This window comes from Stenotrophomonas sp. 2201_Sma, from assembly GCF_056486685.1.
On the sequence record NZ_CM151329.1, the window covers coordinates 786,112 to 799,405 of the forward strand.

A 13,294-nucleotide genomic window follows, 5' to 3' on the forward strand; every position below is an offset into this window, starting at 1 on the left:
CGCCGTGGCTGCGGCGTCTGTCCCCTCACTATCAAACTGTGATGAACATCATGCCACTGGCGGCAATCGGACGCCGGCTTCCTCTCGCCTCGCGGGCCTTGCACGGCTTACGATATCCCTCTTGCCGGGCCGTGGGTCACGAGGTTTGAAGTGAGGACTGTTTCACTGTCCGTGAGGGGCGGGCCGGCCTACCATCGACGTATCGGTACATGGGGTGTGCCGGTCGTCGCGATGTCCATGTTGTCTGTCGCACCAGAGAAGGTGGGGAGCCTTCCCGAATGATGAGCGCGCCCACACCGTTGGGAACGTCGGGTCGTGACCCGGCCCAGTTCCAGCTTGCCCGTGACGCCGTCCTGCCCGCGCTGTGCCAGGCCTTCGGGGCGGCACTGGCGCGCTTCGACGACGCCCTGTTCGACCGTGCCGGCAATGCCGGCGCCTCGCAGCTGCTGTTCCTTGATGCGATGCGCGAGCTGCGCCGGCGGCGCGAGGAGATAGCGGCGGCCTTTGCCGGCCATCTGCAACGCGCCTGGGCGGCTCTGGTTGCCGGAGAGCCACTGTCGGCGGATGCGACCCTGTCCGGCCCGGCCGAGGATGGCCTGAGCCTGCTGGCCGAGCACGTGCTCGAATCGCGGCTGGCGGTGCGCAACTTCGCCACGGTGCTGCTGCGTGATTTCAAGCCGGTTCTGGCGCGGCTGGACCGCCGCCTGGGCTGGCTGGCCGGCGATGTGCCGCTGGATGCCGACCTGAACCCGATCAGCCCGGAACATCTGGGCGTGGCCATCCACGAGGCCTTCGCCGGCTGCGAACTGGCGCCGGAAGTCCACCTGGTGCTGATCAAGCTGTGCGAGCGCGACCTGCGCGCGCCGGTCGGCCGCATCTACGACAAGCTGGACGAGCAGCTCGCGGCGGCCGGCGTGATGTCGCAGATGGGCGCGGTGCGCCGCACCCCGGCGGCCCCGGGCCCGCGTCCACCGCAGGGGCTGGACGATCTGGTCGAACAGCGCCCGGTGCCGGGGTTCGACAGCGATTTCAGCGATGACGAGCAGGCCGCACCGGCGTGGGCGCAGCGCTTCGCCGCGCGCTGGTCCGAGCGCCGAGGCCACCTTCAGCAGGCCGGTGGGGACGGTCCCGGCGCCGCCGGCAGCGAGGCCTATGGCCAGCAGGGGATGTTGCTGGAAGCGCTGCAGGAACTGCTGCAGCAGACGCGCCACGTGCGTGAGGACGCAACATCGGCCGCGCAGGTGGCCGTGGGCCAGCAGCGCCCGTTGAGCCAGCGCGAGATGATGTCGGTGCTGTCGCTGCTGCAGGCGACCCCCAGCGCCACGCTGCGTGCGGCGATCGGTGAGGATGGTGAGTCGCTCGCGCAGCGCCTGAAGAGCGAGGTGTTGTCCAGCGCCACCCGGCTGGGCGTCGACCCGGGCCAGACCCGCCTGGATCCGCAGGACGAGGACGCGATCGACCTGGTCGGCATGCTGTTCGACGTCATGCTGGATGAACGCGAACTGGAGGGTCGCTCGCGCGAACTGATCGGCCGCCTGGTGGTGCCCTTCGTCAAGGTCGCCATGCTCGACCGCCGCATGTTCGTGCAGAAGACCCATCCGGCGCGCAAGCTGCTCAATTCGTTGGCCGAGGCCTGCGAAGGCAACACCGGCGAGAGCCAGGCCGAGCGCATGCTGATGGCCAAGGTGGAGGAGATCATCGAGCGCCTGGTCGCCGAGTTCAACGAGAACCTGGCCATCTTCCTCACCCTGGAAGAGGAGTTCCGCGACTTCCTGGTGCAGCACCGTCGCCGCGTCGAGATTGCCGAGCGGCGCGCAGCGGAAACGCAGCGCGGCCAGGAAAAGCTGGAAATGGCCCGCACGCGCGCGGCCACCGAGCTGGATCGCCGCATAGGCGATGCCACCCTGCCACCGGCCATCGCCGAGTTCCTGCGCCAGCCGTGGCAGCACCACCTGACCCTGGCGCTGCTGCGCGAGGGCGAAGACGGTGCATCGGTCGCCGAAGCCCTGGCTCTGGGCGATGGCCTGCTGGAGGAAGTGGCCGAAGCGCGCCGGCAGATCATCGGCAAGCCCTGGCTGCAAGCCTGGCAGCCGGTGCTGGCCAAGGTGTTCGCCAGTGTCGGCGTACACGGCGATGCGGCAACCTCGGCCATCGATGCACTGCATGACACCCTGCAGGGCATCGCCGAGTCACGGCCGGAGCTGGAACGTGCGCTGCCGGAGCTGCCGCAGGTTGTCCTGCCCATGCCGCCGGTTGCGGACTCGCCGACGGTCGAACTGGGCAGCCAGGTGGATACCGACGATTTCGACAATGCCGATGCCGATCGCTTCCGCCGGATGGAGATCGGCAGTTGGCTGGACTTCGTCGACAAGGACGGCAAGGTGCAGGCCGGCAAGCTGTCCTGGGTGAGCCCGATTTCTTCCCGGCTGCTGTTCGTCAACCGGCGTGGCGTGCGCTTCTGCGTGGCTTCGCCGGAGGAACTGGCGGTGATGGTGCGGCTGGGCCGCCTGCGTGCGCATGTCGACGATGGCGCCTTCGACAGCGCCATGCAGGGCGTGATCGACCGCCTCGACCCGGGCAACGCCACCCTGCACTGAGCGGGAGCCGCCTGCTAGGATCGGGAAAACTCACCGATCAGCGGGGACCTGCATGGCCGTGGCGTTGCTGGGGATCAAGGAGACCGCGCCGGGCGAACGGCGCGTAGCGTTGACGCCGGAGACCGCGCGCAAGCTCGCCGCACTGGGCGTCACCGTCTGGTACGAAACCGGTGCGGGCGAGGCCGCCGGTTTTCCCGATGCCGCCTATCAGGACGCGGGCGCACGTGCATTCGATGACGGTCGCTGGGGCGAGATCGACATCCTTCTGTGCGTGCAGGCGCCGCCGGCGCAGGTGCTGGCCCGGCTCAAGCCGGGCGCAGCCGTGGTCGGCCTGCTGACGCCGGCCAGCGATCCGACACTGGCGGCGCTGGCCAGCGAGGACCGCCTGCTGCTGTTCCCGCTGCAGCTGTTGCCGCGCACCACCCGTGCGCAGGCGATGGATGTGCTCAGTTCGCAGGCCGGCATGGCGGGCTACAAGGCTGCGCTCATCGCAGCCGAGCGTGCACCACGCTTCTTCCCGATGCTGACCACCGCGGCCGGTACCGTGCGTCCGGCCAAGGTGCTGGTGATCGGCGCTGGCGTTGCAGGATTGCAGGCGATCGCTACTGCGCGCCGCCTCGGCGCCCAGGTGGAAGGATTCGATGTGCGGCCGGAAACGCGCGAGCAGATCCAGTCGCTGGGCGCACGCTTCCTCGACCTGGGCGTCAGCGCGGCCGGCGAGGGCGGCTACGCGCGGGCGCTGACCGAGGAAGAACGGGCCGAGCAGCAGCGGCGGCTGGCCGACCATCTGCGCAGCGTCGATGTAGTGATCTGTACCGCAGCCGTGCCGGGCCGTCCGGCACCGACCATCGTCACTGCGGCGATGGTGGAAGGCATGGCGGCGGGCAGTGTGATCGTCGATCTGGCGGCCGAGAGCGGCGGCAACTGCGCGCTGACCCAGCCGGGGCAGTGCATCGAACACCAGGGCGTGACCATCGATGGACCACTGGGCCTGGCCAGCCGGGGTGCGACCCAGGCCAGCGAGATGTATGCGCGCAACCTGCTCAACTTCGTTGCCCTGTTCGTACGCGAAGGGCAGCTGAGCTTCGACTGGGAAGACGAACTGCTGGCAAAGACGCGCTGGCAGGCGTGAATGGCATGGGGTCAGATCCCTTTGCCTCTGCCAAAGGGATCTGACCCCCTGTATCCCGAAGGCTTACCGTGGCTTTGCCGGTGGCGGGTTGTCCCGCACCCAGTCGCGACGCTCCTCCGGCGTCATCCGGGACCAGAATGACATGGGGTCAGATCCCTTTGCCTCTGGCAAAGGGATCTGACCCCTGTATCCCGAAGGCCTACCGCGGCTTTGCCGGTGGCGGGTTGTCCCGCACCCAGTCGCGACGCTCCTCCGGCGTCATCCGGGACCAGCGATCGCGCAGGGCGTCGCGCTGGGCAGGGGGCAGCTGGCGCATCTGCCCGAACAGTGCGCGTGCCTGTTCACGCTGTTCCGGGCTCATGTGCTCGAACCGGCGCAGGCCACGACGGGCCTTGTCGCGCTCTTCCGGGCTCATGGACTGCCAGCGCTGGCCATGGGCCAGCATGCGCTGGCGCTGACCGGCATCGGCGCCGTTCCAGCGGTCGCGCAGCGGGGCCAGCACCGCCTCGCGCTGGGCGGGGCTGAGCTGATCCCAGGCAGGCAGTGGAGCACCGGGAGCGGGCGGCGCGGGCGCATGGGTCTGCGCCAGCACCGGTGCTGCAGGCAGCAGCGCCAGGGCGATCAGCAGGGGCAGGGAGAGATGTCGCAGCATGATTCACTCCATCGCCAGGTCGGTGTCGCCCAGCCACAGGTACAGATCGGGATTCTCGTCGTACAGCGCGCTGTTGTCTTCCACTGCAGCAACGGTCGGTACCGGGGCTGGCCGCGTCGGCAGGTCCGGACCGGTGAACTGCACGCCGATGCCCAGCGCCACCACCAGCGAGCAGGCGCTGGCCAGCCACCAACGCCAGCGCCCACGATGGGCTGCATGGGCGCCCTGGCGGGCCTGGCGCAAGCGCGACAGCGTTGCCGGCGACAGCGCCTGCAGAGAATGCGCATGCAGGCGCCGCAAGGCGTCATCGGAGGGCAGGGAGCGGTTCACGGGAGGTTCTCCAGATAATCCTGCAGCGCCTGCCGGGCGCGTGCGAGATGGGTCTTTACCGCGCCTTCGCTGCAGCCCATGGCGCGGGCGGTGGTGGCGCCGTCCAGTTCCTGCAGCACGCGCAGGGTGAACGCTTCGCGCTGGCGGGCGGGCAGCGTACGCAGCGCCTGCACCAGCTGCTGGTACTGCTGGTGCTGCTCGTGCGCCTGCGCCGGGGTAGGGCCGGGGTCGGCCCAGTCGATGTCGGCACCGTCGGCATCCTGGTTGTCGCGCCAGAACGGGAGGCGGAAGCGGCGTCGGCGCTGCAGGTCGATCACCCGCCGGCGCAGGATGCTCCAGAACAGGGGCGCCCATTCGCTGGCGGGCTTGTCGGCATAGTCCAGCATGCGCAGCAGGGCATCCTGCACGGCGTCCAGGGCATCCTCGCGCTGGCGCAGGCCGGCCTCGGCGAAGCGGAACGCGCGCGGGCCGATGCTCGCCAGGAACGCTTCCAGCGACGCCGGCAGGGCATCGGTGTCGGCGGTCGGGGGGATGGGGCTGCTCACCAGCACAGGGTACGGTTCCTTGCTCGGGGTCACCATCGACAACGCGTGAGCGCGGCCCCGGTTGACGAGGATGCGCGCCGGGTTCAGCCCATGGTTATGATGGGCCGACGAAGACAGAGCGGGAGCGTTGCTGATGAGTGACGGGTTCGTGGCGCTGTACATCTTCATGCTGGCCGCCATCGCCGGCCACGTGATCATTTCGCGGGTGCCGGTGATCCTGCACACCCCGCTGATGTCGGGTTCCAATTTCATCCACGGCATCGTGCTGATCGGCGCGATGGTGGTGCTCGGCCACGCACAGACGCCGCTGGAAAAGGCCTTGGGCTTCATCGCCGTGGTGCTCGGTGCCGGTAACGCCGCCGGCGGCTACGTGGTCACCGCGCGCATGCTGGAGATGTTCAGGCCGAGCGCGCCGCGGGCAGGCAAGGACGAACCGAAGGAGCCGCAGGCTTGAACATCAGCACCGTCGAACTGCTCGATTGGCTGGTCAAGGCCAGCTACCTGGTGGCCGCCACGCTCTTCCTGCTCGGCCTGCAGCGGATGGCCTCGCCGCTGACCGCGCGCAGCGGCATCCGCTGGGCCGGGCTGGGCATGCTGCTGGCCACCGCGGCCACCTTCTTCCTGCCCGAGCTGCACAACGTGCCGCTTATCCTGGTCGCGCTGCTGCTGGGTGCCGGCCTGGCCTGGTGGTCGGCCGGCAAGGTCGCGGTCACCGACATGCCGCAGATGGTGGCGCTGTACAACGGCATGGGCGGTGGTTCGGCGGCGGCGATCGGTGCGGTCGAACTGCTGCGCTACGCCTTCCTGGCCCATCGCGATACCACGCACTGGAGCGAACAGGCGCTGGCCGACCTTGCCGCACGCCAGCCTTCCACCACCGTGCTGCTGCTGGCGGTGGTCGGCGCCGCGATCGGCGCGGTGTCGCTGTCCGGCTCCGTGATCGCCTGGGCCAAACTGGATGGCCGCCTCGACAAGCGGGTCATCTGGCCAGGGCAGCAGGCGTTGAACCTGCTGGTGGCGCTGGCGGTGGTGGTGCTGGCCATCGTCGCGGCCAGCACGCTCAGCACCTGGGCGATCATCGCCTTCTTCGTGCTGGCACTGGCGCTGGGCGTGCTGATGACGCTGCCGATCGGTGGCGCCGACATGCCGGTGGTGATCTCGCTGTACAACGCATTCACCGGTCTGGCGGTGTCCTTCGAGGGCTACGTGCTGGGCAACGAGGCCTTGATCATCGCCGGCATGATGGTCGGCGCGGCGGGCATCCTGCTGACCCGCCTGATGGCCAAGGCGATGAACCGGCCTATCCGCAACGTGCTGTTCTCCAATTTCGGGGGTGGTGCAGGCGGAGAGGCACAGGCGATCACCGGCGCGCAGAAGCCGATCGAGGCGGCCGATGTGGCGGCAATGATGGCCTTCGCCGAGCGCGTGGTGATCGTGCCCGGTTACGGCATGGCCGTGGCCCAGGCCCAGCACAAGATCTGGGAACTGGCACAGCGGTTGGGGCAGCGCGGGGTCAAGGTGAAGTTCGCCATCCATCCGGTCGCCGGGCGCATGCCCGGGCACATGAACGTGCTGCTGGCCGAGGCCGGTGTGCCGTACGACCTGATCGCCGACATGGACGACATCAATCCCGAGTTCGCCAGTACCGATGTGGTGCTGGTGATCGGCGCCAACGACGTGGTCAATCCGGTCGCACGTACCGATCCGGCCAGTCCGATCTACGGCATGCCGGTGCTGGACGTGATCAACGCACGCAACGTGGTGGTGATCAAGCGCGGTCGCGGGACCGGCTTTGCCGGGATCGAGAATGCGCTGTTCTACGCCGACAACACGCGCATGCTGTACGGGGACGGCGCTGAGGCGGCAGCGTCGCTGGTCAGCGAGCTGAAGGCGCTCGACGGCGGGCATTGAGCTGTAGCGGCAGCGCCGGGCATGGCCCGGCGCCTGATGCGCGGGGCGCTGCGCTCGCCGGGCATGGCCCGGCGCTACCCACGTCAGGTGCGATCAGCGCGCCAGCCAGGCGCCGACGGCCACGCCGATCGCCAGCCACAGCCATTCCATCGCGCCATTGGCCAGGTTGATCAGCGTCCAGGCCAGATGCGGGCCCATGCGCAGCGAGGCGTCCCAGGGGTTGAGCCCCATCGAGCCGCCCATCCAGGCGCTGGCGATCGCCCAGTTCGCCGCCGCCGCCACCAGCAGCGTGCCGGCCACCACCAGGGCCACGCGAAGACGGCCGGGACCGAGTGTGCCCAGACGCAGCATGAACACCAGTTCCAGAGCGGTCAGCACTGCCATCCAGCCGACCTGGCGGCCGGTCATCAGGGCCAGCAGCATCCAGGCGAGGGGAGCAACAACCAGGCCCAGCAGCAGCATGAAGGGCCAGAGCCAGGTCACGGTCCTGGCACGCGCGGCATTGGAGGACATCGAAGCTTCCTGAAAGTCACCCACAGGATACTGTGGTTTGCCGCGGTGCACCGGCGGGCGCAGGACGGCTGGGCTAGAATGCCGTCTTGCGTGGCCATGGCCACGGCCCCATATCGGTCCCCATGTATTCCCGTAGCAGCGAACCTGTCCACTTCGAACGCGATTGCGAGGCCGTGATGGTCCCGCAGGGCGACACCGTGACCCTGCCCGCCGGCAGCTATGGATACATCACCCAGGCGCTGGGCGGCAGCTATTCGGTATTCGTCGAAGGCAACCTGTTCCGCATCGCCGGCAAGGATGGCGACGCCATCGGCAAGGAAGCACCCGCTCCGCTGGAACTGCCGGCCGACGCCACCGACGAACAGGTGGAGCAACTGGTATGGCAGCAGCTTCGCACCTGCTTCGATCCGGAAATTCCGGTGAACATCGTCGAACTGGGCCTCGTCTACGAGGTCGAGATCAAGCATCTGGACGAGGGCCAGCGCGAGATCGACGTGAAGATGACCCTGACCGCGCCCGCGTGCGGCATGGGTGACATCCTGGTCGACGACGTGCGCAGCAAGCTGGAAATGATCCCGACGGTGGCCGAGGCCGACGTCGAGCTGGTGTTCGATCCGCCATGGAACCAGCACATGATGTCCGAGGCGGCCCGTCTCGAGACCGGCATGCTTTGACCCAGGGCCCGCAGTGACGCGGGCCCGGCACTACCCGCAACCAGAACAGGAATCCTCCGGTGTCCCAGTCCATCCCCAGCTTCGCCGTCACCCGTTCGGACCACCCGCGCAGCGCTGAAGAGCGCGCCACGATCCTGGAGAAGCCGGGTTTCGGCCTGCACTTCACCGACCACATGGTGGAAGTGCGGTGGGACAAGGACACCGGCTGGCACAACGCCAACGTGCGTGCCTATGGCCCGCTGCAGCTGGACCCGGCAGCGGCCGTGCTGCATTACGGACAGGAGATCTTCGAGGGCATCAAGGCCTACCGTCATGCCGACGGCTCGATCTGGACCTTCCGTCCGGATGCCAACGGCCGTCGCCTGCAGCGCTCGGCACAGCGCCTGGCGCTGCCGGAACTGCCGGTGGAGATCTTCGTCGAGTCGCTGAAACAGCTGATCGCCGTGGACAGCGCCTGGGTGCCGTCGGCGGATGAGTCCAGCCTGTACTTCCGCCCGTTCATGATTGGCGACGAGGCCTTCCTCGGCGTGCGTGGCGCGCACAAGGCCGGCTATTACGTCATCGCCAGCCCGGCCGGTCCGTACTTCGCCAAGGGCGTGGCACCGGTGTCGATCTGGCTGTCCACCGAATATGCGCGTGCGGCCAAGGGCGGCACCGGCGCGGCCAAGTGCGGTGGCAATTACGCCGCCTCGCTGCTGCCGCAGCAGAAGGCCCAGGCGCAGGGCTGCTCGCAGGTGCTGTTCCTCGACCCGGTCGAGGGCAAGTACCTGGAGGAACTGGGCGGCATGAACGTCTTCCTGGTCTACAAGGACGGCACCCTGGTCACGCCGCAGCTGTCGGGCAGCATCCTGGAAGGCATCACCCGCGAGAGCATCCTGCAGCTGGCCCGCGACCGCGGCATGAAGGTCGAGGAGCGCAAGGTCAGCATCGACGAGTGGAAGGACGGCGTTGCATCCGGTGCGATCAGCGAGGTGTTCGCCTGCGGCACCGCTGCGGTGGTGACCCCGATCGGCCAGCTCAAGGGCGAAGGTTTCTCGGTGGGCGACCTCAACGCGCCGGCCGGCGAAGTGACCATGTCGCTGCGCAAGGAACTGACCGACATCCAGTACGGCCGCCTGCCGGACCGCCACAACTGGCTGGTCAGGCTGGGCTGATCCTCCCGCCAGTCGGTAGCGCCGGGCCCATGCCCGGCTGCGCTGTTCCCCGAAGGCCCGTCCCCGCGACGGGCCTTCGTCGTTTACGGGGGAGGCCGGCCGCCGATGTCGGCAAAGTCATCGGTGGACAGGACATCTGCCCAGTCAGGTTCGTGCGCGTGGCGCGAAAGTTCCTTCATCTTCACAAACCCTCGACCCGGAAAGTCTCAGATCGAACATTTCATGTTCCTGAAAAGACACTGAAAATATTGTGGTGTCCGGTTTAGGCCATTAGCGTCATCGGCACGGCGGATCGTAAGGGGGATCCGCTGGCTCGCCGGACTCCGGACCTCGCCAACGCAAGCCAGCCCATGGTTCGGGCCGGTGTTTCTGCCGATTCCGGCATTCACACCACTAGAAAGGGAAATACGATGTCCCAGGTAACGCAACCGCGTGTGCGTCGAGTGTGGGTGGTCCTTGGTGCTTCCGTTCTTTCATCGCTGCTGCTGGCCACGCCTGCGCTGGCCGGTGATGTCCAGCTCAGCGGGCTGCAGTCCGCGCCGACGCACCAGCGTTTCATCGTCAAGTATCGCGACGGCAGTGCGCCGGTGGCCAACACCACCGCCCTGGCATCGTCGCTGAAGACAGCGGCTGCGGGCCTTGCCAGCAGCCAGGGCCGCGCGCTGGGCCTGCAGCAGGTCCGCAAGCTGGCCGTCGGCCCGACCCTGGTCAGGACCGATCGTCCGCTGGACCAGGCCGAATCCGAACTGCTGATGCGCAAGCTCGCCGCCGACCCCAACGTCGAGTACGTGGAAGTCGACCAGATCATGCGCGCGACGCTGACGCCGAACGACACCCGCTTCAGCGAACAGTGGGGGTTCGGTACGTCCAACGCCTCGATCAACGTGCGCCCGGCCTGGGACAAGGCCACCGGCACCGGCGTGGTCGTCGCGGTGATCGACACCGGCATCACCAACCACCCCGATCTGAACGCCAACATCCTGCCCGGCTATGACTTCATCAGCGACGCGGCAATGGCACGCGACGGCGGTGGCCGCGACAGCAATCCCAACGACGAGGGTGACTGGTACGCCGCCAACGAATGTGGCGCAGGCTACCCGGCCTCCAACTCCAGCTGGCACGGCACCCACGTTGCCGGCACCGTGGCAGCGGTGACCAACAACAGCACCGGCGTGGCGGGTACTGCCTTCAATGCCAAGGTCGTGCCGGTGCGCGTGCTCGGCAAGTGCGGTGGCTACACCTCCGACATCGCCGACGCCATCGTGTGGGCCTCCGGCGGCAGTGTCAGCGGCGTGCCGGCCAATGCCAATCCGGCCGAGGTCATCAACCTCTCGCTGGGTGGTGGCGGCAGCTGCTCGACCACCTACCAGAACGCGATCAACGGCGCCGTCGGCCGTGGCACCACGGTCGTGGTGGCCGCAGGCAACAGCAACACCAACGTGTCTTCATCGGTACCGGCCAACTGCCCGAACGTGATCGCGGTGGCGGCCACCACGTCGGCGGGCGCACGTGCCAGCTTCTCCAACTACGGCACGGGCATCGACATCTCCGCGCCGGGCCAGGGCATCCTGTCCACTCTCAACACCGGCACCACCACGCCGGGCAGCGCCAGCTATGCCTCGTACAACGGCACCTCGATGGCAGCACCGCACGTGGCCGGCGTGGTCGCGCTGATGCAGTCGGTCGCACCGAGCCCGCTGAGCCCGGCCCAGGTGGAAAGCATCATCAAGAGCACCGCTCGGCCGCTGCCGGGTGCCTGTTCGGGTGGCTGTGGCGCCGGCATCATCGACGCCGATGCTGCAGTGGCGGCAGCGATCAATGGCGGTGGCAACCCGAACCCGGGCGGCACCGTGCTGCAGAACAACGTACCGGTGAGCGGACTGGGTGCCGCATCGGGCGCTTCGCTGAACTACACCGTCAATGTCCCGTCCGGCAGCAGCCAGCTGCGGGTGACGATCAGCGGTGGCAGCGGTGATGCCGACCTGTACCTGCGGCAGGGCAGCGCGCCGACCGATACCGCCTACACGTGCCGTCCGTACCTGAGCGGCAACAGCGAGACCTGCACGGTCAACAGCCCCGCTGCAGGTACCTGGTACGTACGGGTGAAGGCCTACAGCACCTTCTCGGGCGTGACCCTCAACGCCCAGTACTGAGCCCAAGACCCTCTCCTAGGGCACGCCCTGGCTTCGGCCGGGGCGTTTTTGCATGGGGCCGCGCGGTGGTGCGTGCCGCCGCGTCGTGGTGGGTGCCGACCTTGGTCGGCACTCCGTTCCTCAAACCGATTCGAAGCGGTTCGCGGCAACGTTCTTGCGCACGTGCTGCGGGTCGAAAATCCGCCCGTTCATCGCGATGTAGACGCCGGCCGGCAGCGACTGTACCGCGCCGATCGCGCAGCCGATGTTGAACTCCGCGTCCGAACCGCGGAAACGTGCCGGACTGAGCGCGCCGGTCATCACGATGGTCTTGTCCGCGATCGTCGCCAGCACCTTGCCGGTCTGCACCATCGAATCGGTGCCATGGGTCACCAGCACATGCCGGGTCGGCTGCGCGGCGATGGTGGCCCGGATCAGCTCGCGGTCCTCATCGTTGATGTGCAGCGAATCCTTGCGCAGGATCGGAATCACGTTGAAGCGGAACGTCACCCCCAGCTCGCGCAGGATCATGCCGATCTGCGGATCGCCGATCTGGTAGTCCGACTTGTCGTCGAAGTAGATCTTGTCGATCGTGCCACCGGTGGTGACGACCAGGAGCTCTTCCATCATGTGCATGCGCGAAACCAGGACAGGTGCAGCGGCGCGGGGCCGGGAACGCAGATGATACGGCCCGGGAGGCGCAGCGTCAGCGTCGCCTGCCGAAGCGGGCGCGCAGCCCTGGCAGGCTGGCGCTGAAGATCACCAGCAGGGCCAGCGCGATCTCGATCAGCGCCAGCCAGCGCGTCTCCGGGTGGCTCCAGGCGCTCATCACGCCGTGGCTGAACCAGCCCAGGGCCAGCACCGAGGCCCAGAACCCTGCCTTGCGCCAGCCCAGGCGCAGGGCGATGGCCAGTGCAAGCGGTGGGGCGGTGAACACCAGCTGGGTGGCCAGCCAGTGCTTGTCGTTGATGAACCAGCCTGCAAACAGCGCGGCCAGACCCATCAGGGCCAGCAGCAGAGCCGTACGCGGCGCGGCGTTCATCGGGCCAGCCGCTGCGCGATATCGGCGACGCGACGGCCCAGCGCCCGCGCCAGCACCGCCTCATCATCGGTCGGCTGCGGGTCGTCGGCCGCTCCCGCCACATGGCTGGCGCCGTAGGGCGTGCCGCCGCTGGTGGTGTGGCTCAAACCCGGTTCGGTGAACGGAATGCCGACGATCAGGCAGCCGTGATGCAGCAACGGCACCTGCATGGTCAGCAGGGTCGATTCCTGCCCGCCGTGCATTGATGCGGTCGAGGTGAACACGCCGGCGGGCTTGCCCGCAAGCGTGCCATTGACCCATTCAGCACCGAGTCCATCGAGGAAGTGCTTGACCGGCGCGGCCATGTTGCCGAACCGCGTCGGACTGCCCAGCAGCAGCCCCTGGCAGTCGGCCAGATCCTGCACGCTCACGTAGGGGGCGCCATCGTCGGGCACCGGCGGCTGTGCGGTCTGGGTCACGGCCGCCACCGGCGGCACCGTGCGCAGCCGCGCCACCATTCCCGGCACCTCGCCGATTCCCCGCGCGATCTGGCGCGCCAGCCGTGCCACCGAGCCACCGCGGCTGTAGTAAAGCACCAGGATCTCGCCCATCGTGCCCAGGTCTCCTCATCGT

The 13,294-nt window shown here is 68.2% G+C and carries 14 protein-coding genes; 7 read left to right on the forward strand and 7 right to left on the reverse strand.

Features of this window, described 5'->3' with window-relative positions; translation table 11 throughout:
* The first annotated feature begins 278 nt into the window (after positions 1-278).
* Entirely contained in the window at positions 279-2,597 is a 2,319-nt protein-coding gene (locus tag ACZLIF_RS03525; RefSeq protein WP_128988694.1) for a DUF1631 domain-containing protein, read from the forward strand.
* 52 nt (positions 2,598-2,649) lie between these two features.
* Entirely contained in the window at positions 2,650-3,729 is a 1,080-nt protein-coding gene (locus ACZLIF_RS03530; RefSeq protein WP_111186078.1) for an NAD(P) transhydrogenase subunit alpha, read from the forward strand.
* A 199-nt stretch (positions 3,730-3,928) separates the two neighbouring features.
* Here the strand turns inward: ACZLIF_RS03530 and ACZLIF_RS03535 are convergent, their stop codons facing one another.
* Genes ACZLIF_RS03535 through ACZLIF_RS03545 form a run of 3 tightly spaced genes read right to left on the reverse strand, consistent with a single transcriptional unit; the run spans position 3,929 to position 5,292 of the window.
* A complete protein-coding gene (locus ACZLIF_RS03535) occupies positions 3,929-4,381 on the reverse strand; it encodes a DUF3106 domain-containing protein (protein WP_053519136.1) in 453 nt (150 codons plus the stop codon).
* 3 nt (positions 4,382-4,384) lie between these two features.
* Entirely contained in the window at positions 4,385-4,711 is a 327-nt protein-coding gene (locus tag ACZLIF_RS03540; RefSeq protein ID WP_065182855.1) for a hypothetical protein, read from the reverse strand.
* The gene (locus ACZLIF_RS03545; protein ID WP_128988692.1) at positions 4,708-5,292 is read right to left on the reverse strand and encodes an RNA polymerase sigma factor; all 585 of its coding nucleotides are present in this window, start codon (positions 5,290-5,292) and stop codon (positions 4,708-4,710) included. The genes ACZLIF_RS03540 and ACZLIF_RS03545 overlap by 4 nt, the downstream gene beginning before the upstream one ends.
* A gap of 97 nt (positions 5,293-5,389) precedes the next feature.
* Here ACZLIF_RS03545 and ACZLIF_RS03550 point away from each other — a divergent pair, with 97 nt between their 5' ends.
* Together ACZLIF_RS03550 and ACZLIF_RS03555 are read left to right on the forward strand one after the other, a co-directional pair.
* Positions 5,390-5,710 (forward strand): NAD(P) transhydrogenase subunit alpha part 2, encoded by a 321-nt coding sequence (locus ACZLIF_RS03550; RefSeq protein ID WP_053519142.1) that lies wholly within the window; start codon positions 5,390-5,392, stop codon positions 5,708-5,710.
* A complete protein-coding gene (locus ACZLIF_RS03555; protein ID WP_128988690.1) occupies positions 5,707-7,167 on the forward strand; it encodes an NAD(P)(+) transhydrogenase (Re/Si-specific) subunit beta in 1,461 nt (486 codons plus the stop codon). The genes ACZLIF_RS03550 and ACZLIF_RS03555 overlap by 4 nt, the downstream gene beginning before the upstream one ends.
* A gap of 93 nt (positions 7,168-7,260) precedes the next feature.
* Here the strand turns inward: ACZLIF_RS03555 and ACZLIF_RS03560 are convergent, their stop codons facing one another.
* Complete coding sequence (locus ACZLIF_RS03560; protein ID WP_128988688.1) at positions 7,261-7,680, reverse strand: hypothetical protein; 420 nt, start codon at positions 7,678-7,680, stop codon at positions 7,261-7,263.
* A 122-nt stretch (positions 7,681-7,802) separates the two neighbouring features.
* Here ACZLIF_RS03560 and sufT point away from each other — a divergent pair, with 122 nt between their 5' ends.
* From sufT to ACZLIF_RS03575, 3 genes are all read left to right on the forward strand, one after another.
* On the forward strand, positions 7,803-8,354 hold the full coding sequence (gene sufT / locus ACZLIF_RS03565; protein ID WP_004144911.1) for a putative Fe-S cluster assembly protein SufT: 552 nt from the start codon (positions 7,803-7,805) through the stop codon (positions 8,352-8,354).
* A gap of 59 nt (positions 8,355-8,413) precedes the next feature.
* On the forward strand, positions 8,414-9,508 hold the full coding sequence (locus ACZLIF_RS03570; protein WP_053519148.1) for a branched-chain amino acid aminotransferase: 1,095 nt from the start codon (positions 8,414-8,416) through the stop codon (positions 9,506-9,508).
* A 410-nt stretch (positions 9,509-9,918) separates the two neighbouring features.
* Positions 9,919-11,661 (forward strand): S8 family peptidase, encoded by a 1,743-nt coding sequence (locus tag ACZLIF_RS03575; RefSeq protein ID WP_053519150.1) that lies wholly within the window; start codon positions 9,919-9,921, stop codon positions 11,659-11,661.
* Between the two features lie 120 nt (positions 11,662-11,781).
* On the opposite strand, the gene ACZLIF_RS03580 is transcribed toward ACZLIF_RS03575, so the two are convergent.
* The 3 genes from ACZLIF_RS03580 to wrbA form a co-directional block, all read right to left on the reverse strand.
* Entirely contained in the window at positions 11,782-12,267 is a 486-nt protein-coding gene (locus tag ACZLIF_RS03580; RefSeq protein WP_053519164.1) for an asparaginase domain-containing protein, read from the reverse strand.
* A gap of 79 nt (positions 12,268-12,346) precedes the next feature.
* Entirely contained in the window at positions 12,347-12,682 is a 336-nt protein-coding gene (locus ACZLIF_RS03585; protein ID WP_128988686.1) for a DUF2069 domain-containing protein, read from the reverse strand.
* The gene (gene wrbA / locus ACZLIF_RS03590; RefSeq protein WP_053519154.1) at positions 12,679-13,272 is read right to left on the reverse strand and encodes an NAD(P)H:quinone oxidoreductase; all 594 of its coding nucleotides are present in this window, start codon (positions 13,270-13,272) and stop codon (positions 12,679-12,681) included. The genes ACZLIF_RS03585 and wrbA overlap by 4 nt, the downstream gene beginning before the upstream one ends.
* Between the last annotated feature and the right edge of the window lie 22 nt (positions 13,273-13,294).